This window comes from Flavobacterium anhuiense, from assembly GCF_001705175.1.
GTDB lineage: Bacteria > Bacteroidota > Bacteroidia > Flavobacteriales > Flavobacteriaceae > Flavobacterium > Flavobacterium anhuiense.
On record NZ_CP016907.1, the window covers coordinates 3,982,361 to 4,001,872 of the forward strand.

General features: G+C 35.4%; 12 protein-coding genes. 8 read left to right on the forward strand and 4 right to left on the reverse strand.

Annotation, left to right across the window (positions count from 1 at the left end; translation table 11 throughout):
* Positions 1 to 10: 10 nt before the first annotated feature.
* A complete protein-coding gene (locus tag BB050_RS16855; RefSeq protein WP_066034387.1) occupies positions 11 to 1,420 on the reverse strand; it encodes a sugar porter family MFS transporter in 1,410 nt (469 codons plus the stop codon).
* Between the two features lie 127 nt (positions 1,421 to 1,547).
* Entirely contained in the window at positions 1,548 to 2,477 is a 930-nt protein-coding gene (locus BB050_RS16860) for an AraC family transcriptional regulator (RefSeq protein WP_236940352.1), read from the reverse strand.
* A 115-nt stretch (positions 2,478 to 2,592) separates the two neighbouring features.
* On the opposite strand from BB050_RS16860, the gene BB050_RS16865 reads away from it, so the two are divergent.
* From BB050_RS16865 to lpdA, 4 genes are all read left to right on the forward strand, one after another.
* Complete coding sequence (locus BB050_RS16865; RefSeq protein ID WP_066034389.1) at positions 2,593 to 3,615, forward strand: aldose epimerase family protein; 1,023 nt, start codon at positions 2,593 to 2,595, stop codon at positions 3,613 to 3,615.
* A gap of 32 nt (positions 3,616 to 3,647) precedes the next feature.
* Positions 3,648 to 5,579, forward strand: coding sequence for a glycoside hydrolase family 97 protein (locus BB050_RS16870; protein WP_066034390.1), 1,932 nt, complete (start codon positions 3,648 to 3,650; stop codon positions 5,577 to 5,579).
* Positions 5,580 to 5,852: 273 nt separating this feature from the next.
* Positions 5,853 to 6,455 carry a TetR/AcrR family transcriptional regulator gene (locus BB050_RS16875; RefSeq protein ID WP_066034391.1) on the forward strand — a complete coding sequence of 201 codons (603 nt, stop codon included), beginning with the start codon at positions 5,853 to 5,855 and terminating at the stop codon, positions 6,453 to 6,455.
* Between the two features lie 66 nt (positions 6,456 to 6,521).
* Entirely contained in the window at positions 6,522 to 7,925 is a 1,404-nt protein-coding gene (gene lpdA / locus BB050_RS16880; RefSeq protein WP_066034392.1) for a dihydrolipoyl dehydrogenase, read from the forward strand.
* Between the two features lie 281 nt (positions 7,926 to 8,206).
* Here lpdA and BB050_RS16885 read toward each other — a convergent pair whose 3' ends face one another.
* Positions 8,207 to 8,737, reverse strand: a complete 531-nt coding sequence (locus tag BB050_RS16885) for a dihydrofolate reductase family protein (RefSeq protein ID WP_066034393.1) — start codon at positions 8,735 to 8,737, stop codon at positions 8,207 to 8,209.
* A gap of 73 nt (positions 8,738 to 8,810) precedes the next feature.
* Entirely contained in the window at positions 8,811 to 9,545 is a 735-nt protein-coding gene (locus tag BB050_RS16890; RefSeq protein ID WP_066034394.1) for a helix-turn-helix transcriptional regulator, read from the reverse strand.
* 287 nt (positions 9,546 to 9,832) lie between these two features.
* Here BB050_RS16890 and BB050_RS16895 point away from each other — a divergent pair, with 287 nt between their 5' ends.
* The 4 genes from BB050_RS16895 to BB050_RS16910 all read left to right on the forward strand — a co-directional run bounded on the left by BB050_RS16895 (position 9,833) and on the right by BB050_RS16910 (position 19,506).
* The gene (locus BB050_RS16895; protein WP_066035211.1) at positions 9,833 to 12,001 is read left to right on the forward strand and encodes an alpha-N-acetylglucosaminidase; all 2,169 of its coding nucleotides are present in this window, start codon (positions 9,833 to 9,835) and stop codon (positions 11,999 to 12,001) included.
* 278 nt (positions 12,002 to 12,279) lie between these two features.
* On the forward strand, positions 12,280 to 15,291 hold the full coding sequence (locus tag BB050_RS16900; protein WP_066034395.1) for a SusC/RagA family TonB-linked outer membrane protein: 3,012 nt from the start codon (positions 12,280 to 12,282) through the stop codon (positions 15,289 to 15,291).
* A 19-nt stretch (positions 15,292 to 15,310) separates the two neighbouring features.
* On the forward strand, positions 15,311 to 16,924 hold the full coding sequence (locus tag BB050_RS16905; protein WP_066035212.1) for a RagB/SusD family nutrient uptake outer membrane protein: 1,614 nt from the start codon (positions 15,311 to 15,313) through the stop codon (positions 16,922 to 16,924).
* A 269-nt stretch (positions 16,925 to 17,193) separates the two neighbouring features.
* Positions 17,194 to 19,506 (forward strand): GH92 family glycosyl hydrolase, encoded by a 2,313-nt coding sequence (locus tag BB050_RS16910; protein ID WP_066034396.1) that lies wholly within the window; start codon positions 17,194 to 17,196, stop codon positions 19,504 to 19,506.
* The last annotated feature ends 6 nt before the right edge of the window (positions 19,507 to 19,512 follow it).

Below are 19,512 nucleotides of genomic sequence, written 5' to 3' on the forward strand. Positions count from 1 at the left end.
GAAATTTAAATTATTGAATATTCTTTGATTCTTTATCAGAAACCATCAGTTTTTCAATCTCTTCGAGACTTTTGTTTTTGGTTTCAGGAAGTTTTTTGAGTACAAACAAGAATCCTAAAGCACAGATAATTCCATAAATCCAGAAAGTTCCAGATGTGCCTAAGTATTCGTTGAAGATTGGAAACGTTTGTACCAAAAGTGCAGATGCTATCCAGAGTGCAAATGTGGCAACAGACATCGCAACACCTCTGATGCGGTTAGGAAAAATTTCAGATAAAATAACCCAGGTAATAGGAGCAAGAGACATGGCGTAAATAGCAATTGCTAATAATACCAGTAATAATAAAGGGAGACCGGTAACATTGGTATAATAAAAATAACCGAGTAAGGCGTAAATTATGGCAAGTCCAGCCGAACCAAAAAGCATTAGTTTTTTACGTCCAATTTTGTCTACAGTTCCCATGGCAACCAATGTAAAAACAAGATTGATACTTCCTGTAATTACGATATTCATAAACAAATCATTAATGCTATAACCAGCCGAAACAAAGATTTCCTGAGCATAATTAAAAATGATATTGATACCGCACCATTGCTGGAAAGAGGCCAATACAATTCCGATTAGCAGAATGGGTAGTGCTCTTTTATCAAGCAACATTTTGAAATCGGTTTTTTCAGTTTCTTCTGTAAAAGTTTCTTTAATTGTGGCAATCTCTTCTTTGGCGTAGGCCAAACCTCCAATTTTAGTTAAAGTATTCTCTGCTTTATCATGGTTCCCTTTTTTTGCAAGATAGCGAGGGCTTTCAGGTATTAAAAACATTAATATAAAAAAAAGAACCGCGGGAAAAAATCCTGCCCAAAGCATCCATCTCCAGCCTGTTTGACCGTTCCAAGAAGCTAAAATCTGTTCATGTGAATAATCTGGCGGAATAACATCAGTAATTAACATATTGGTAATCTGTGCAGCAAGAATTCCAATCACAACGGTTAACTGATTGATAGAAACAAATAATCCTCGGGTTTCTTGAGGGGCAATTTCTGCAATGTATAAAGGAGAAATGGTAGAAGCGATTCCAATTCCGACTCCGCCGATAATTCGCCAGATAATAAACACGGTAAAGGTTTCAGATGCTCCTGTTCCAAGAGCACATAAGGAGAATAATATGGCAGCAACGATTAGTATAGGACGTCTTCCGTAACTGTCGGCTAATTTTCCTGCAACGGCTGCTCCTGCGACGCATCCTACAAGGGCACTGCTCATTGCCCAGCCTTGCATAGCTGGAGAATTTGTAATGCCAAAATAAAGTTCGTAAAATGGTTTTGCGCCGCCGATTACAACCCAGTCGTAACCAAAGAGTAATCCTCCCAATGCCGCAACAAGACTGATTGATAGTAAAAAGGTATAATTATAGTTTTTCATAAAAAGGTTTTATAGCTTTTGTAAAATTAGCGGAATAGGAACCTTTGATTTATGGATATTTTTTTTGAATAGATGGATTATAATCTGATTTTTTACTATTGAATGATTAAATACGAAAACAATTGCGTTACTGCTTGTATTCGGTTCGATATTGTATTGGTGAAGTACTCATGATTTTTTTGAACAAACGAGAGAAATATAAAGGATCATTAAACCCTAAATTAAAACTGATTTCTTTTATGCTCATAGTGGTAAAGCTCAGATATTGGCAGGCTTTCTGCATTTTTAAATAATTGAAATAATGTATAGGAGAGTAACCAGTCTGCTTCTTAAATAGTGTAAAAAAATGAGAAGGAGAATAATTAAAATAAGCGGCAACATCATTAATTTTTAAGGAAATATCGAGATGTTTTTTCATATAGTCAATAGCCGATTCAATAGTATTATCCTCTGAAAATTTTCGGTTCTTTTGAATGAAGAATTTTTCATACAAAAAGGTATTTAGTAACTGCCATAAAGAAAGATTGGCAAATTCGAGATTACTGGCGCTATAGCCGTCTTCCATAACGTCTAATATGTTTTCAAAAAGTTCAATGCGTCTTTCTTCAAGCGATAGTTGAGGTGCAGTGTCAGGATGTTCGGCAATGAATTTATCATAGAAAAAAGGAGCTTGCACTCCCGTAAAATGGATCCAGTAAATACTCCACGGATTTTGTTTTAAAGCATAATAATCATGTGCAACTTCAGGAGGTATAATATAAAAGGTATTGGCTTTTAAGGTTATGGTTTTATTTTCTTTGCTTATGATGCCTTCTCCTTTGTAACAATAAATTAAAATGTATTGCTTGCTCCCATGTTTTCGTTTCATGGAATGATGACTTGCATTAGGGAAAACACCAATATCCGTAAAATATAAACCAGCTATAAGCGGATTCTTTTTAATGATCGAAAGTATATTCTTTGGAATTACAATCATTCGCTGTCCTAGAAAACCTTCTTTGACTTTTGTTTTTTCTTTTTGTGCTGCATTTTTCATGATCCAGATTGTGTTTTTCAAATATCGTAATTTAATCCATGCTTTCACAAAAAATGTCCATTTTGAGAACCATAATCAAAACTAAATTTGAAATTCTATACTAACACTTCAAATTCTAACCTTTTTGTAAAACTTTATGAATGCTACAAATAACATTGTTTGTGAGTCTTTTGGCTGGCATGATGAGAAAGAGATTTTCAAATTTCAGATCACAAATAGTCATGGCAACTATGTCGAACTTATTAATTATGGTGCCATAGTAAAATCCATAGTAGTGCCAGATAAAGTGGAGAACAAAGAAAATGTGGTTTTAGGATTTCCAACTTTAGAAGGTTATGTAAAAGATCAATCTTATATAGGAGCGACTGTTGGCCGTTTTGCAAATAGAATTCATAATGCGGCATTTTCTATCAAAAATAAAATCTATTATCTCGATAAAAACGATGGTAAAAATAATAATCATAGTGGTTCGGCTGGATTTAATAACAAAGTATTTGATTGTATTGTAGAAGAAGATGCCGTAATTTTTTCTCTTGAAAGTAAAGATGGAGAGGGTGGTTTTCCTGGGAATTTGAAAACAATAGTCGTCTATAAATGGACAGATCAAAACGAACTTAAAATTGATTTTCTGGCAGAAGTCGATCAACCAACTCCGTTAAATTTTACCAATCATTCTTATTTTAATTTGACAGCTTGTAAAGAAAAAATACATCATCATCAGTTAACCATTCAAGGATCAAAAATTCTGGAAAGTACTGTTGATTATATTCCAACTGGAAAAATTTTGCTCGCCGACGAATATTTGTTTTTGAGAGATGAATTAAAAGACGTGATGCAAAACAACGGACTTAATCTCTATTATATTTTTGATAGAAAAACTAAAAATGAAAATGCTGTCTGCGAATTGTATGATGAAAAATCGGGAAGAATAATGCGTGTTTACACCTCTTATCCTGGAGTACAACTGTATACAGGAGATTATTTAAACTGTGATATTGTTGGAGAACATAATAAATTATACAGTTCATTTGACGGACTCTGCTTAGAGTGCCAGTTTTATCCCGACAGTCCAAATCACCAGCATTTTCCGAATACGATATTCCAATCCGGACAAGTTTATAACGAAACTATTATGTATGCTTTTGATGTAATAAAATAACAAAAGGAACTATCACCTCTAATAATTATAAAATGAAAAAAATCTTTCTTAACCGATCTTTAAGTGTGCTGACACCTGTGGTATTTTTTGTGCTAACGAGCTGTGTTGCACAAAACGAAGAACTTTCTTTAAAATCAAAAGATAATCTTAATGAAATCAATTTGTCTCTGACCAAAGACGGAAAATTATCGTACAAGGTTTCCCGTAAAGATAAAACAATAATCGAAGATTCGCCTCTTGGACTTGTTTTTGAAAATCAGGATTTTTCATCAGGCTTGTCTGTTGCAAAAGTTTCAGCTATTGAAGAAAAGCGTGAGCAATACGAACTTAAAGTAGCGAACAACAAAGTGATAGATCATGTTTTTAAAAGCAAAAGCATTACATTCAAAAACAGCAAAGACGCTTTAATGACAATAGATTTAATTGCGGGCCAAGAAGGTGTTGCTTTTAGATATAAGTTTCCAGAGCAGGAAAAGCAAACTAGAATACTTAAAAATGAATTGACAGGTTTTCATATAGCTCAGAATGTAAAGGGATGGTTGCAGCCTTATAACAAAGCAGGAGATTATACACCAGGTTATGAGGATTTTTATATTAATGTAAAGCCTGGAGATCCTATAAATGGTGCCAGAGGTGAATCAGTTGGCTGGTGCATGCCGGCGCTTTTTAATGTAAATAATACTCAAAATTGGATTTTAATTGCAGAATCAGGAACTGATGGTTCATTTCCGGGCTGTCATTTAGATTCAGATTCTAAAGATGGAATTTACAGAATCGCTTTTGCTAAAAATGATGAAAAATTCACACTGCCTTTAGCTGATAAAGGAATTGCATATCCTGAATCAAACTTGCCTTGGACAATGCCTTGGAGAGTAATTATGATTGGAGATAAAGCAGGAGATATATTATTGTCTACCATGATTACCGATTTGGCTCCAGCTTCTAAAATTGAAGAGACTTCATGGATTGTTCCAGGAAAAGCGGCTTGGTCGTGGTGGTCACATCCTGAAGATTTTACGCCAGAAATGTATAAAAAGTTTACAGATGTTTCGGCATCATTTGGATTTAGATACACGCTTTTTGACGCTGGATGGGAAAAAGCCAACAGAGAAGGAAAAATTATTGACGATGCTTTGTCGAAAGGAGTTCAGCCACTGGTTTGGGGTTATTCGGCTGAATATTTTGAGGCTGATAAAAGGAAGAAGAGATTTAAGGAGCTGGCAGAAATGGGCGTAAAAGGAGTTAAAATAGATTTTTGGTGTTCAGACAGACAGGAAGTTATGGGAACGCTGCAGTCGGTTTTTGAAGATGCAGCCAAAGAACATCTTTTGGTAAACCTGCACGGTACAACTGTACCAAGGGGCTGGCATAGAACATGGCCTAATTTTGTAACGGCTGAGGCTATTTTAGGAACTGAAAGTTATTTTTATGAGCCAAGATTTCCTGAAAAAGCGGCGGAGCAAAACACTGTATTGCCTTTTACAAGAAACGTTGCAGGACCAGCAGATTATACGCCATTTGCTTTGACTTTTAGAAAGTATACTCGTTTAAATACAGCGACGCATGAATTGGCTATGGCCATGATTTATACTTCAGGAATAATTCATTTTGCCGATTCAGAAGAGGTTTTTAATTCACTCCCGAATGAGTTGAAGAATTTACTGAAAGAAATGCCAGCAACATGGGATAAAACAGAATGCATTATTGGAGAGCCGGGCAAAGCATTAGTATTGTCACGCCAGAAAGATAATCTTTCTTATATCGTGGGTATTAATGGAACTAATGCAAATCAAATCATAACAATTGATTTAAAAAAATACGGCAAAGGTTTTTCAAAATTCAGAATTATTTCTGAAGGAAAAGATCCTTTAATGGATTTTAAAATAGAATCGCATGCTGTAAGTTCAAAATGGAAATATAGCTTGGCTCCAAAAGGTGGTTTTATCATCCAATTTATTAAGTAGCGGAAAATAGAAAAATAAGTTTGGTTAATAATGTGTGATTTTTAAAGATAAGAGAGTCTATTGATTTTTATTTTATACTTATTAACGAAAAAAGTTTAAATGCTTTAGGAGCTTTAAAACTTAAGTTTTTTTATCTATTAAGATGTTATTGATTGACATTTCTTCGCATCAAAAAATAAAAGCTTACAATCAAGAAGCGAAGCAGTATATTTTTTATAAAAAAGACCGATTGTTCTTTTTTTATTGTAATTTTGTCATAGTAAAAAAAGGGCCATGAAAATAAAGACATCCAAGTCAGAAAATACTAAGCAGTTAATTATAGAAAAAACGGCATCGGTTTTTAATACAAAAGGCTATGCAGGTACTTCCATCAATGATTTGATGAACGTAACGGGTCTTTCGAAAGGCTGTATTTATGGTAATTTTGAAAATAAGGATGAAATTGCTCTGAAAGTCTTTGATTATAATTTTGCTAAGATTACCCAGCATGTGAAAGAACGCATCCTAGCAACAGGCGATTCAGTTGAAGGACTGTTGGTTTATCCAGAAATGTATAAAAACTACTATAAATATTCGTTTTTACAGTCGGGATGCCCGATACTCAATACAGCTACAGAAGCAGATGATACACATCCGCAACTTAAGGAACGCGCGCAAAAGGCACTTGATCTTTGGAAAACTGCTATTGTGAATCAGGTAAAACGAGGTATTGAAGAAAAGGAAATAAAAGAAGAAACAGATCCAAATGAATTGGCTGTGATTATGATTTCGATAATCGAAGGGGCGTTTATGCAGGCAAAAGTGAATAATAGAATGACCGAGCTCAAGGTAGCAATGTCGTTTTTGGAAAAAATGATTATGCAGTTAAGAGCATAATTTTTTTTTACTATAAAAAAGACCGATTGGTTTATTTTGAATTATAAAATAATAAACAATAATAAAATGGAAGAATTTGATATTGCCGTTATAGGATCAGGTCCTGGCGGATATGTAGCCGCAATTAGAAGCGCACAGCTTGGTTACAAAACAGTTTTAATAGAAAAATATAACAGTTTGGGCGGTACTTGTACCAATGTGGGATGCATTCCTACGAAAGCACTCCTGGATAGCACGCATCATTATGCAGATGCAGCGAAGAGTTTTAGAGCACATGGAATAGAATTTTCAGATATCCAGCTAAACTTTGAGCAGCTTTACAGACGCAAAAGCGAGGTGGTGCAGAAGAACACACAAGGCCTAGAATTTCTGATGAAAAAGAATAAAATAAGCGTACTTCATGGTATAGCTTCTTTTGTCAGCGATGAACAAATTAAAGTCTCACATGCCGATCAGACAGAAACTTTTTTAAAATCAAAGAAATATATTATTGCTACAGGATCTAAACCAGCTACGATTCCTGGTGTCATCATAGATAAAAAAAGGGTAATTACTTCTACTGAAGCTTTGGATATGAAAGAGAAACCTGAACATATTGCTATCATTGGTGGTGGCGTAATTGGTGTTGAAATGGCATCGATCTTTAATAGAATAGGAACAAAAGTTACCATTTTAGAGTATGCTGATAACCTTATTCCTAATATGGATCAGGAACTCGGAAGTGCTTTGGCTAAAATTTTAAGTAAGGAAGGTGTTGAAATTAAATTGGGACAAGCGGTTTACAAAACAGAAAATCTGGGTGAAAAAGCTAAAGTGTATTTCAAAAATAAACAAGACGAACAAAATGAGCTAACGGTAGATTATGTGTTAGTTGCAGTAGGTAGAAAACCCAATGTAACTGCTTTGGGGCTGGAGAATACCAATGTAACATTAAATGCCAATGGCACTATCAAGGTAAATGAACTTCTCCAAACAGCAGTACCTAATATTTACGCTATTGGTGATGTTATTGGTGGAGCCATGTTGGCTCATAAAGCCGAGGAAGAAGCTGTATTTGCGGTGGAAAGGATAAATGGTCAAAAACCGCACATTCATTATAACCGTATTCCTTCCGTGGTATATACTTGGCCAGAGGTTGCTTCTGTAGGGGCCACGGAAGAGGAATTAAAAAGAGATGGAGTTGCTTATCAAATAGGCAAGTTTCCTTTTGCAGTTAACGCTAGGGCCAGAGCAGGTATGGAGCAGGAGGGTTTTGTTAAGGTGATTTCTGATCCAAAATATGGCGAATTATTGGGTGTGCACATTATAGGAGCTAGAGCAGCAGATCTTATCGCACAAGCCGTTGTAGGGTTAGAGTACGAAGTGACCGCGGGAGACATGGCTTCTATCAGTTATGCTCATCCAACCTATTCAGAAGCGCTTAAAGAAGCATATACGATTGCTTCAGGAAAGCCGTCACTTAATATTTAAAACAAAGGATTGAAAAAATCATAATTCATTTTAGTTTAAAATTAAATTCAAACTATACTAGAGGCAGCGTAAATTTGTGCTGCCTCTAGTGTTTTATGCTCTTAGACTGAATAGTTTGATGCACAACGGAATTAGTGCGCAGGAAATGGCGAGAAATATAGTGACCCTGATATAATAGATTCTGCCAAAGGGAAGTTCGTTTTGCAAAATGCATGTTATTGTGTGGAATGGAATTGTTTTGCCGCGAAATCATTTTTTAAATAATTCTGAAAAATAATATTCTATTTCTTTTTGTAATACAGCTGCACCAATCCAGTTTCAAATGTTTTTGCCGAAACAAATTCAAGTATTTGCTCAGGTCTGCCGTCTTTAAAAAGTTTGGTTCCATTACCCAATAAAACAGGGATAATTGAAATTATGAATTCATCGATTAAACTATTTTTCAGCAGTTCATTTATTACTTCAGCGCCGCCATCACAATAAATATTTTTTCCTTTTTCAGATTTTAGCTTCTCGACCAGTTCGGCTATGTTTCCTGTATAAAAAATTGTCCTCCCTATTTGTGGCCTTTCAGTTCGAGTGATGACATAAACATCTCTTTGGCCGTTGTCGTAATGAGATGCACCGATTTCCTTTAGAACATAATCATAAGTTTTTCTGCCAATAATTATGGTATCTACATTAGCAGTAAATTCAGCATATCCATAATCTTCTCCGTCTTTTTCTACCAGTTTCAAAAAACTCAGATCGTCGTTTGGCTTTGCTATGTAGCCATCTAAGCTCATAGCGATGAAAAGTGATATTTTTCGCATTTTTTATTAAGTTTTAATGTTCTGTCAAATGTACTTTTGCGCCACCGATTACACTTTGTAAAAATGCGACAAATTATAATGATGAAGGCCAAAATCCAGTATTTCGCTTAATTTCATTACTAAGATGCGAATGGTCATAATAGCCGCATTCAAATGCAATATCTGAAAGGCTTCGATGTTGATTTGTTTTTTGGATAATATTTAAAGCATTTTGAAAACGAATAATATTTGAATATTCTTTTGGAGAGAGTCCAATGTATTTTTTAAAATTACGCTCCAACTGTCTCACCGTTGTGCAATTCTTTTTAGCTAATTCGTAAATGCTGATTTGTCCGTTTGTTAAATCTATATCCCTAATAACAGATTGCAGAGGAATGTTTTTGTTGTTTATTCTATCAAAATAGAAGCGGTTAAAATAATCGAATGGTTTTTCAAATATCTTATCAGCATGAAATGAATTAGATTTTTCAAATTCAACAGTATTATTAATCAATATATTTTGCGGGTCGTAGCTATAGAAATTAGCAAAAGCGGCAGGTTTTAGACACGCGCCTGCTAAATGAGTATCCATATCAATTAAACTATCTTTATAGGAATTCATAGCACCAACAGCGTAAGTTTTTCCGAATTCAAGATGTAGAGAGCCGTTATCTGTCAAGCAGTTGCTTCCTAAATTTATAATAATTCCACTGCATCCGTCTGGATAAACCCGTTCCCACAGCGCTTCGTATGGTTTTCCTTTTAGTTCCCAAAAAAAATGAATATAAGGCTCTAATTCCTTGCAGGGTTTTATTTTTATGTATTCCATACGCATCTATATTAGTTACAAAAGTAGCTAACCTTCAATTTGAACGAATAAAAAGACTGTTAAATATGTCTATGCTTTTGACCGATAAATCCATCTTATGGGATAGCATTATATATAATTTTATTTTCAGTTCAGATCTTACTTCGTTGTTATGGTTTTTTTGGTAAGACTGCTAATGTTAGTAAAATTTGTTAGGTTTTGTTTGTGCAGGGGAGATTAATAGTTATTTAATCTCCTTTGTTTTGTTAAGCCAAGTGATTAAGACAATTAATAAATATGTGATTTATATGAAAAGCGAGAATTTTAAAATTAAAAAGAGCAGTTCCCTAAAATTGGCTGTCATAGCTTTTATGCTATTGTTTTTTGGTCCAGTAAAAGGATATTGCCAAAATGAAGAAAAGACAAAAAGTGCTTTTGGAGTTATTGAAAGACTTGTGGGAAGTCGCGCCAACGAATTTCAGTTAAGTCTTGATGAAAACAAAAAAAGTAACTCGGAATGGTTTGAAATTGAGACAGAGAATAATTTGGTCAAGATAAAAGGTTCGACTAATACCGCAATCTGTTATGCCGCATACAATTTCTTAAGAGACATAGGAGCAGTTTTGATTAGTTGGGAGGGAAACAGAATTGATTTGCCTAAAACATGGCCGAAATATTCAAAAAAAGGAGAAACGCCTTTTCAGTACAGAGAATATCTGAATGCCTGTACTTTTGGCTATACAACTCCGTGGTGGGACTGGAAACGTTGGGAACAGGAAATTGATTGGATGGCATTGCACGGAATCAATCTGCCGACAGCAATGGAAGGTCAAGAAGCGGTTTGGCAGGAATTATGGAAAGAATATGGCTTAACCAGCTCGCAGTTAGAATCTCATTTTGCAGGACCAGCTTATCTTCCTTGGCAGCGTATGGGCAATATTAATAGTTTGGAAGGTCCATTGCCACAAGAATGGTTTGTTAAAAAAGAAGCACTTCAGAAGAAAATCTTAGAAAGAATGAAAGCGTTGGACATGCATCCTGTCGTACCGGCTTTTAGCGGTTATGTGCCAAAGGCTTTCGCCGAAAAGCATCCCGAAGCTAAAATTACAGAACTTAAATCATGGTCAGGCGGTGGATTTGCGAGTACTTTTCTATTAGATTCCAAAGATCCATTATTCAAACAAATTGGAAAGCGCTTTATTGAAATTTATACCAAAATGTATGGAAAGTCTAATTTTTATTTAGCCGATTCCTTCAATGAAATCGAGCCTCCTGTTTCTGAGCACAATAAATATGAAGAACTTTCCAATTATGGAAGCGCTGTTTATGAAACTATAGATGAAGCCGCTCCTGGTGCTGTTTGGGTTATGCAGGGATGGCTTTTTGGTGATAACAAAGAATTTTGGACTAAGGAAGCAACGAAGGCATTTTTAAGCAAAGTTCCAAATGAGAAAGTGATGGTTCAAGATTACGCCAACGATAGATATAAGGTGTGGGAAAATCAGGAAGCTTTTTATGGCAAACAATGGACATACGGGTATGTACATAATTACGGAGGATCAAACCCAGTTTATGGAGATTTGAATTTTTATAAAGATGAATTGGCAAGCTTGCTTAAAAATCCAAATAGAGGAAATATTGTAGGCTACGGAGCAATGCCTGAAGGATTAAACAATAATTCGATAGTTTACGAATATATATATGATCTGCCATGGACTAAAGCAGAACAGCCTTTAAATGATTGGATGGCTAAATATTTAAATGCAAGGTATGGACAGACTTCAGAATCTGTTTTTCACGCTTGGGATTTATTGCTCAAATCGGTTTATAATGTTAAATATTGGGAAACACGTTGGTGGAACGACTGGGCTGGAGCATATCTATTATTCAAACGTCCTACACTGAAAATTACGGAGTTTAAAGGAAATCCGGGAGATAAAATCAAATTAAAAGAGGCTTTGGATATTTTGAAAAAAGAAGCTAAAAAATACAATAAGAAGAATCTTATTCAATACGATTTAATAGATGTTTCGAGACATTATAATTCACTTTCTATTGACGAAGAATTGATTGAATGCGTAAAAGCGTATCAGGAGAAAAACATTGCAAAAGGAGATCAATTGTTTAAACAGATCGAAAAACAAGTTTTAGAAACAGATAAGATGATGTCTGGACAGCCTTTAAATAATTTAGATCAATGGGTGAAATCGGCCTCAGATTACGGAAGTTCACCAGAAGTTTCTTCATTGTATGTTAAAAATGCCAAAACATTAATTACCCTATGGGGTGGAGAAGGCCATCTGAATGACTATGCTTCAAGGTCATGGAAAGGAATGTACAAAGGATTTTACTGGCCAAGATGGAAAATGTTTTTGCAAGCTTTAAAAAAGGCATCAGTTGACAATACCTCTTTTGATGAAAATAAAGAAAGAGAATCAATTAAAAATTGGGAAATTAATTGGACAGAAAGCAAATAAATTTATTCTTATGTGATGATAACTCGTATATATACATATTTTAACCCAATATTAATAACATAACATAAAGCCACACCATCAGTATGCAGAAGAAAAATTTCCGAAATCGATTTATTAGTCAGTTTTTCATTATATAATTGTATAAAAAAAGCATCGCTAAGCCTTACTATCATTGACTTTATAGAAATTATCCATGTTTATGAATAACTTGTCCATTTGTTAACATTTCTTTAGCACTAATTTCGTCAATACTTTAACTAAAATAACCAACATTTACAATGGAAAAACTTAAACTATTATTATTAGCCTTTTTCTTTGGCTTCTCAATTAATACTTGGGCACAAAAAACAGAAGTGTCCGGTGTTGTATTGGATGACAAAGGTATTCCTATGCCAGCAGTTAATGTACTTGAGAAAGGTACAACTAATACTGTTACAACAGATTTTGACGGAAAATTTAAATTTACGGCTTCAAACAAAAATGCAACACTTGTGTTTTCATTTATGGGTTTTGAAGATCAAGCCGTAAAATTAGACGGAACGAAAACCAACTATTCGATTAAAATGATGTCTACCACAACCAACTTAGAGCAAGTTGTTGTTGTAGGTTACGGTAAAGGATCTCGTAAAAACTTAACCACTGCAGTTTCATCTGTTAAGGCTGAAGATTTGAACAGAGGAGCCATCAGCGACGTTGGACAGCTTTTGCAAGGAAAAGTTTCTGGTTTGAATATTTCTTCAAGCGGCGATCCAACAAAAACGGCTTCTGTGGTTTTGCGTGGAGCTTCAACATTAAATAGTTCTCAAGGGCCATTTTATGTAATTGACGGTATTCCTGGTGTTGACATTTCTGTAATTTCTCCAGATGATATTGCTACTATTGACGTTTTGAAAGATGCTGCTGCAACGGCAATTTATGGTAACCGTGCTGCAAATGGGGTTATTATGGTAACAACAAAAAAAGGAAGCAAAGGTAGAACGCAAGTGGCATACAATGGATATGTTGGATGGGAAGAAGTTTCAAACAATCTGGATATGATGAATGCAGATCAGCTGAGAGATTTTACAACAAAAAACAATCTAAACTTTACTCCAGAAAATGACAAAGGTGCCAACACAAACTGGCAAAAAGAAATTTTAAGACCTGGACGTGCCAAATCAAGCAGCCATAATCTTTCTATGAGTGGTGGAGGAGATCACGGAAGTTATACTGCAAGCATCACTTCGATTAATAAAGAAGGAGTTATGTTAAAAAGTGATTTCTCTCGTATTATTGCCCGTTTGTCTGTTGAGCAATATGCTTTTGATGATAAAGTTAAATTTGGTTTGAATGTTACTAATTCAAATACAAAATATCAAAATGTACCACAACGTAATACGGTACTTTTGCAAGCAGCAAGTTATCTTCCTGTGTCTCCAGTAAGAAATCCTGATGGAAGTTTATTTGAAAATTTTGTGAGCCCAGGATATTTTAACCCTGTAGCTTTAATTGAACATGGTACTGACGAAACTAGAACAGATAACCTTGTAGGGAATCTTACTGCAGAAGTAAAACTTCCTTTTGGAATTACGTATAATTTGAATTTAGCACATCAGAGATTAACGGCTTCACACGGAGAGTTTTATGACAGTTATTATTCTCAATACAATAGTGCGAACTTTTACAACAATCCAGATCCACCTTTGACAAAAACATTGGTTAACTTTGGTGTAAATGGTTCTGCATTGAGAAATTCTTATGAAACTAGAAATAATATTATAGAGAGTTTCTTTACATGGGATAAAACATTTGGAGATCATAAAATAAAAGCTGTTTTGGGGTACTCATGGCAGGAAAATACTTTAGGAGATGGTTTTCAGGCTACAACGACAAACTTTCCTGTAGACAATGTTGGATACAATAACTTAGCTTTAAGTAATTACACTTCAGTTAATGGTTATGTAGTAAATTTTGGTGATAGCAAAGCCTATCAAAAAACACGTTTAATCTCATACTTCGGACGTTTAAACTATAATTATAAAGATAAATATCTTTTGCAAGGATCTCTAAGAAGAGACGGTGGATCTATGTTTGGTGCAAATAATCAATGGGGATATTTTCCATCTGTAGGAGGTGCATGGAGATTGGACAAAGAAAGTTTTATGCAGAACCAGAATATTTTTAGCGATTTGAAACTGCGTGCAAGCTGGGGGGTAACAGGAAATTCTTCTGGGTTTAATGCTTATACGGCCCAATTTATATCTGGAAGTTTAGGAACTTTTTATTACAACGGACAGCAAATTGGGGCTTATGGACCTAACCAGGCAGCAAATCCTGATTTGAAATGGGAAAAAACAGCGACAGCAAATATTGGACTTGATTTCTCTATTGCAAAAGGAAAAGTAACAGGTTCTGTTGATGTTTACGACAAGAAGACAACAGATATGATCTTCAACTATAATGTTAATCCAGTATTGGTGCCAGTAGGAACAATTGTAGCAAACGGAGGTACAATGTCTAACAAAGGTATTGAGCTTAGCTTAAGCACAACTCCAGTTAAAACAGCAAATTTCAGCTGGAATTCTAACCTGAACTTGGCTCATAACAAAAATGAGATCGTGAAATTAACTAGTCCGTTTTTTGTTGGAGGTGACTCTATCCGTCGTGTACAGCCAGACGGAGGCGGACAGACAGGAAGTACTTTGCAAATTTTTAAAGAAGGAAAACCTCTTGGACAGTTCTTTACCTTGAAATATGCAGGAAAAAATGCAGCTGGGGTTTCTCAGTATTATGACAAAAATGGTGATTTGACTACTACACCGCAAATTGGGGTAGATTACCATTATGCAGGAAGTGCACAGCCAAAATTATTGATGGGATGGGCAAATAATTTTCAATACAAAAAATTTGATTTAAGTATTTTCTTCAGAGGAGTTTTCGGAAATAAAATTTTCAACGCAACTCGTGCCGATTTGTTTAGACCAAGCACGGCAATGACCAATAATATTTTGGTTGATGCAGGAAATGAATCTCCAAATGACTTAAACTCTTTTAAATATTCAGATCGTTTTATCGAAGACGGAAGCTATATAAGATTGGACAACATGACATTAGGATATAATTTTGGTAAAGTAGGCAGGTTCATAAGCAGTCTTCGCCTTTATCACACGGTAAATAATGTATTTGTGATTACTAAATATACTGGAATTGATCCTGAAGTAGAACAAGGAGGAACAGCTCCTGGTGTAGATTCAAATAACTTCTATCCAAAAACAAGAACGTATTTGTTCGGTTTAAATGTGACCTTCTAAAAATTAAATGCTAAAAATTATGAAAAAGATATTAAAATATTTAGGACTCCCAGTACTTATGGCTGGTTTAGTATGGTCTTGCAGTGACCTTGATGTGCCTATTACAACTCAATTGACACCTGATGTGTTTCCTCAAAATTCAACACAATATGTTCAGGCCACGGGTCCAGTTTATGTAGCTTTCAGAGGAGAATTTTCTTTTGCTTGGTGGTGGGCTCAATCTTTAAGTACAGATGAATCTATTTTGCCTGCAAGAGGAGGAAACTGGTTCGATAACCGAAATTATATTGCCATGCATTACCATGACTGGAATGCTGACAATGGTATTATTGGAAGTCTTTGGGATTGGACATCTAAAGTGATTGGAACATGCAATCAGACGATTTCAATTTTAAGACAGACAATGCCAGAGGGAACAGAGAAAAAGACTCTGATTTCAGAGATCAAAACAATGCGTGCTATTTCTTATTTCATGTTAATGGATAGTTATGGAGATGTGCCTTTGGATACTTTGTATGGAGATTTTACTGCCCATGCTAAAACACCAAGAAAAGAAGTTTTTAATTTTATTGAAAAGGAATTAAAAAGTGCCGTTCCTAATTTGAATCCTGCATCTGGGGTTAGCACTTATGGACGACCAAACAAACAGACTGCCAATGCAATGCTGGCTAAATTATATCTGAATGCTGAAGTGTACGCAGGAACCTCACGTTATACAGATTGTATTGCAGCTTGCGATGAGGTAATTAATTCAGGATTATATGCTGTTGAGCCAAGAGCAACTTACCTGCAGATGTTTTACCCGACCAATGGGCCGCAAATGAAAGAGTTTATTTTTGCAGTTCCTTATGATCCAGCAGCAGTTACAGTTGGCTACAACGGACAAATGTATCACGCACGTTATGATGTGCCACGTTCTGAGAGAGCTAAATTTGGTCTTTCTTTTACGCCAAGTGCGCCTAGAAGTACACTGCCTGAATTTTATGCTTATTTTAATGATCCTAACGATATTCGTAACAAACAGTGGTTGACTGGTCTTCAGTACATGAATGATGGCGTGACTCCAGTAATGGTTACAACAACTAAAAAAGGATATGACCAGTTTTACACAGGATCTGACGGAGGTGCTTCATACACTTATCAAGTAAATTTAACGCCAAATATTATACCTCGTCAGAGTGAAGCTTTATTTGATCTTGGAAACGATGAAATTGCTTGGAACATGGGGTATAGAAATATTAAATTTTACCCAGATGCCACTTCAACAAATCGTAACCAAAAGAATGATGTTCCTTTCTTACGCTATTCAGATGTGCTGTTAATGAAAGCAGAATCAATCCTTCGCGGAGGCGCTGTAACTTTAGGTCAAAGCGCAGATGCATTGGTAAACATGGTTCGTTCTAACCGTACAACATCTGCACCTGTAAGCGGTGTTACTTTAGAAGAGCTTTACAAAGAAAGAAGCCGTGAGTTTGCTTGGGAAGCTTGGCATAGAAACGATATGATCCGTTTTGGAAAATATGAAGGATCATGGGGCTATAAAACTAATACAGATGTTTATCGTCGTGTATTCCCGATTCCAACCAATGCTATGGTTTTAAATCCAGCTTTAATTCAAAATGATGGATATTAAAAATAAGGGTTTTGAATAGGTACGCATTGTGTAACCCGATTTAATTTTGAAAGGAGAAGAGCGTAAAATTCTTCTCCTTTTTACTAAAAGTAACATTGGTTTTTGCTACTTATAATAACCAATTCATTTTTGTTTCATTTTTAGAATGCTTGCAAAGCCTAATCAAATGTGTTTTTTGAAGATAAATGAGAGATTAAGCTTTGTAACATTCTTTTAATTTTTAGAAAAATCATTATCAGCCCAATTTGTCCCATCAATACACAGCATAAATGGAACTAAGTAAAATCTATAAAATAGGGCATATTGCCATAAGTTTGACTTTAGTTTTTTTATTGTCATGCAACGCTCAGAAAACCATTTCCTTGCAAAAGAAACAGTTGTCAGATATGGTTTATCCGTTGTTGGACACCGAAAATTCAAGATGGTTTTACTTTTCATCAGCAAGCCGTCCTTTTGGTATGGTTAATTTAAGTCCCGATACTGAAATTAAAGGCGATTGGGGAGGTGGCTATAAATACACTGTAGATACAGTTAAGGGATTTAGCCACGTGCACGAATGGCAAATGTCTGGGGTTTCGGTAATGCCAGTTACGATTTCTGATGCCAACAAATCAACTATTTTTAAAGACTTTTATTCCAAATTTAGCCATCAGACCGAAGTCATAACACCAGGATATCATTCATTAAAACTAGACAGATATCAGATAACGGCGGAATTAACTAGCACACCGAGAGTCGGACTTCATCAATATACTTTTCCTAAAAAAGCACAGAAAGCAGTTCTTTTTAATCTGAACACTGTTTTAGGGCCTTGTGAAAACACTAACGGGAAATTAGAAAAAAACAATGATTATGAACTTTCTGGATCATTAGTTTTGAGCACTAATTTCAGGCGTCCAAAACCATTGACCGTATTTTTTAAAGTCAAAACAAATCAGCAAATTACTTCTGTAGAAAGAGATCCTGCAACGGAAAATTATTTAATCCATTTCAGCATTGCGAAAGAACAAATACTAATGAAAGTTGGTATTTCGTATACCTCAATAGAAAATGCCTCTATCAATATTGAAACTGAATTGCCTCATTGGAATTTTAACCAAACAGTTGCTGATTCAAGAAAAGAATGGATTGCTTTGTTAGGAAGAATAAAAATAGAAGGAGGCACTGAGAGCGATCAAAGAAGATTTTATACCGATTTATGGCATGCCTTACAAGGAAGAAAAATGATCAGTGATGCAAATGGAGCCTATCCCGATAATACAGGAAACAAATTCAGGGTAGGACAATTGCCTTTGAGTGCTGATGGAAAACCGAAATTCAACCATTACAACTCTGATGCTTTTTGGGGAGCGCAATGGACCATCAATAATCTTTGGGGATTGGTTTATCCTGAAATCATGGAAGAATTTGTGCATTCGCTAATGCAGTATTACAAAGATGGCGGTATCATTCCTCGTGGTCCTGCTGGCGGAAATGATACGTATGTAATGACAGGAGCTTCGACAACTCCATTTATAGTCAGCGCAATCCAAAAAGGAATTGTAAAAGAAAATTTAGAAGAGATTTATATAGCACTCAAAAAAAATCATATGCCAGGCGGTATTATGGAAAAAGCAGGATATGAGCACAATACCAATATTGGAGGCGGACTAAAATATTATTTGCAAAAAGGATATGTGCCGTACCCGCTTCCCGATGGCAATTTCGGAAGCCATCAAGACGGAGCAAGCCAGACTTTAGAATATGCCTATCAGGATTGGACTTTGGCGCAGCTGGCTAAAAAACTGAATCATGAAGAGGATTACCAATACTTTATGAAAAGATCTGAAAACTACAAAAACATATTTGATTCGTCAATCGGTTGGATGCGTCCGAGAAATGCGCAAGGAGAATGGCGCGAAAATTATGATCCTTATCAGTATGAAAACGGATTTATTGAATCTAACGGAGCACAGTCAACTTGGCTTGTTCCTCATGATATTGAAGGTTTAGCATCATTAATGGGCGGAAAAGAAAAGGCGGTAGAAAAATTGAATATTCAATTTGAAACAGCTAAAAAACAAAATTATACCTCAGGAACTTCACATGACGCAGAATTGCATCCAGAATTCAGCAGGATTCCTGTAAATTTCGGAAATCAGCCATCAATCCAAACTTCCAATATATTTACTCTTTTAGGAAGAGCCGATTTAACGCAGTTCTGGACTAGAAACGTAGTGAAAACGACTTTCAGCGGATTATCTCCTGCAACTGGATATAACGGAGATGAAGACCAAGGTCTAATGGGAAGTTTAAACGTTTTGCTTAAAATAGGCTTGTTTCAAATGAATGGGGGAACAGACAAGGATGCAGTTTACCAAATAGGGAGCCCAATTTTCAACAAAATTACGATAGATTTGAATCCGGCATATTATTCAGGAAAGACATTTGTAATTAGAGCCCAGAATAATAGCTCAGAAAATGTATATATAAAAAATATCAGATACAATAATAAAGCAGTAGAAGACTTTACGCTTTCGCATCAACAGATTACAAATGGAGGTGAGTTAATCTTAGAAATGTCAGATCAGCCAAAATCTTAATACTAA

What these genes read in the sequence shown, in the direction of transcription:
- BB050_RS16855 (WP_066034387.1), bottom strand. Translation starts at nt 1,420, where the DNA reads ATGAAAAACTATAATTATACCTTTTTACTATCAATCAGTCTTGTTGCG.
- BB050_RS16865 (WP_066034389.1), top strand. Translation starts at nt 2,593, where the DNA reads ATGAATGCTACAAATAACATTGTTTGTGAGTCTTTTGGCTGGCATGAT.
- BB050_RS16870 (WP_066034390.1), top strand. Translation starts at nt 3,648, where the DNA reads ATGAAAAAAATCTTTCTTAACCGATCTTTAAGTGTGCTGACACCTGTG.
- BB050_RS16875 (WP_066034391.1), top strand. Translation starts at nt 5,853, where the DNA reads ATGAAAATAAAGACATCCAAGTCAGAAAATACTAAGCAGTTAATTATA.
- lpdA (WP_066034392.1), top strand. Translation starts at nt 6,522, where the DNA reads ATGGAAGAATTTGATATTGCCGTTATAGGATCAGGTCCTGGCGGATAT.
- BB050_RS16885 (WP_066034393.1), bottom strand. Translation starts at nt 8,737, where the DNA reads ATGCGAAAAATATCACTTTTCATCGCTATGAGCTTAGATGGCTACATA.
- BB050_RS16890 (WP_066034394.1), bottom strand. Translation starts at nt 9,545, where the DNA reads ATGGAATACATAAAAATAAAACCCTGCAAGGAATTAGAGCCTTATATT.
- BB050_RS16895 (WP_066035211.1), top strand. Translation starts at nt 9,833, where the DNA reads ATGAAAAGCGAGAATTTTAAAATTAAAAAGAGCAGTTCCCTAAAATTG.
- BB050_RS16900 (WP_066034395.1), top strand. Translation starts at nt 12,280, where the DNA reads ATGGAAAAACTTAAACTATTATTATTAGCCTTTTTCTTTGGCTTCTCA.
- BB050_RS16905 (WP_066035212.1), top strand. Translation starts at nt 15,311, where the DNA reads ATGAAAAAGATATTAAAATATTTAGGACTCCCAGTACTTATGGCTGGT.
- BB050_RS16910 (WP_066034396.1), top strand. Translation starts at nt 17,194, where the DNA reads ATGGAACTAAGTAAAATCTATAAAATAGGGCATATTGCCATAAGTTTG.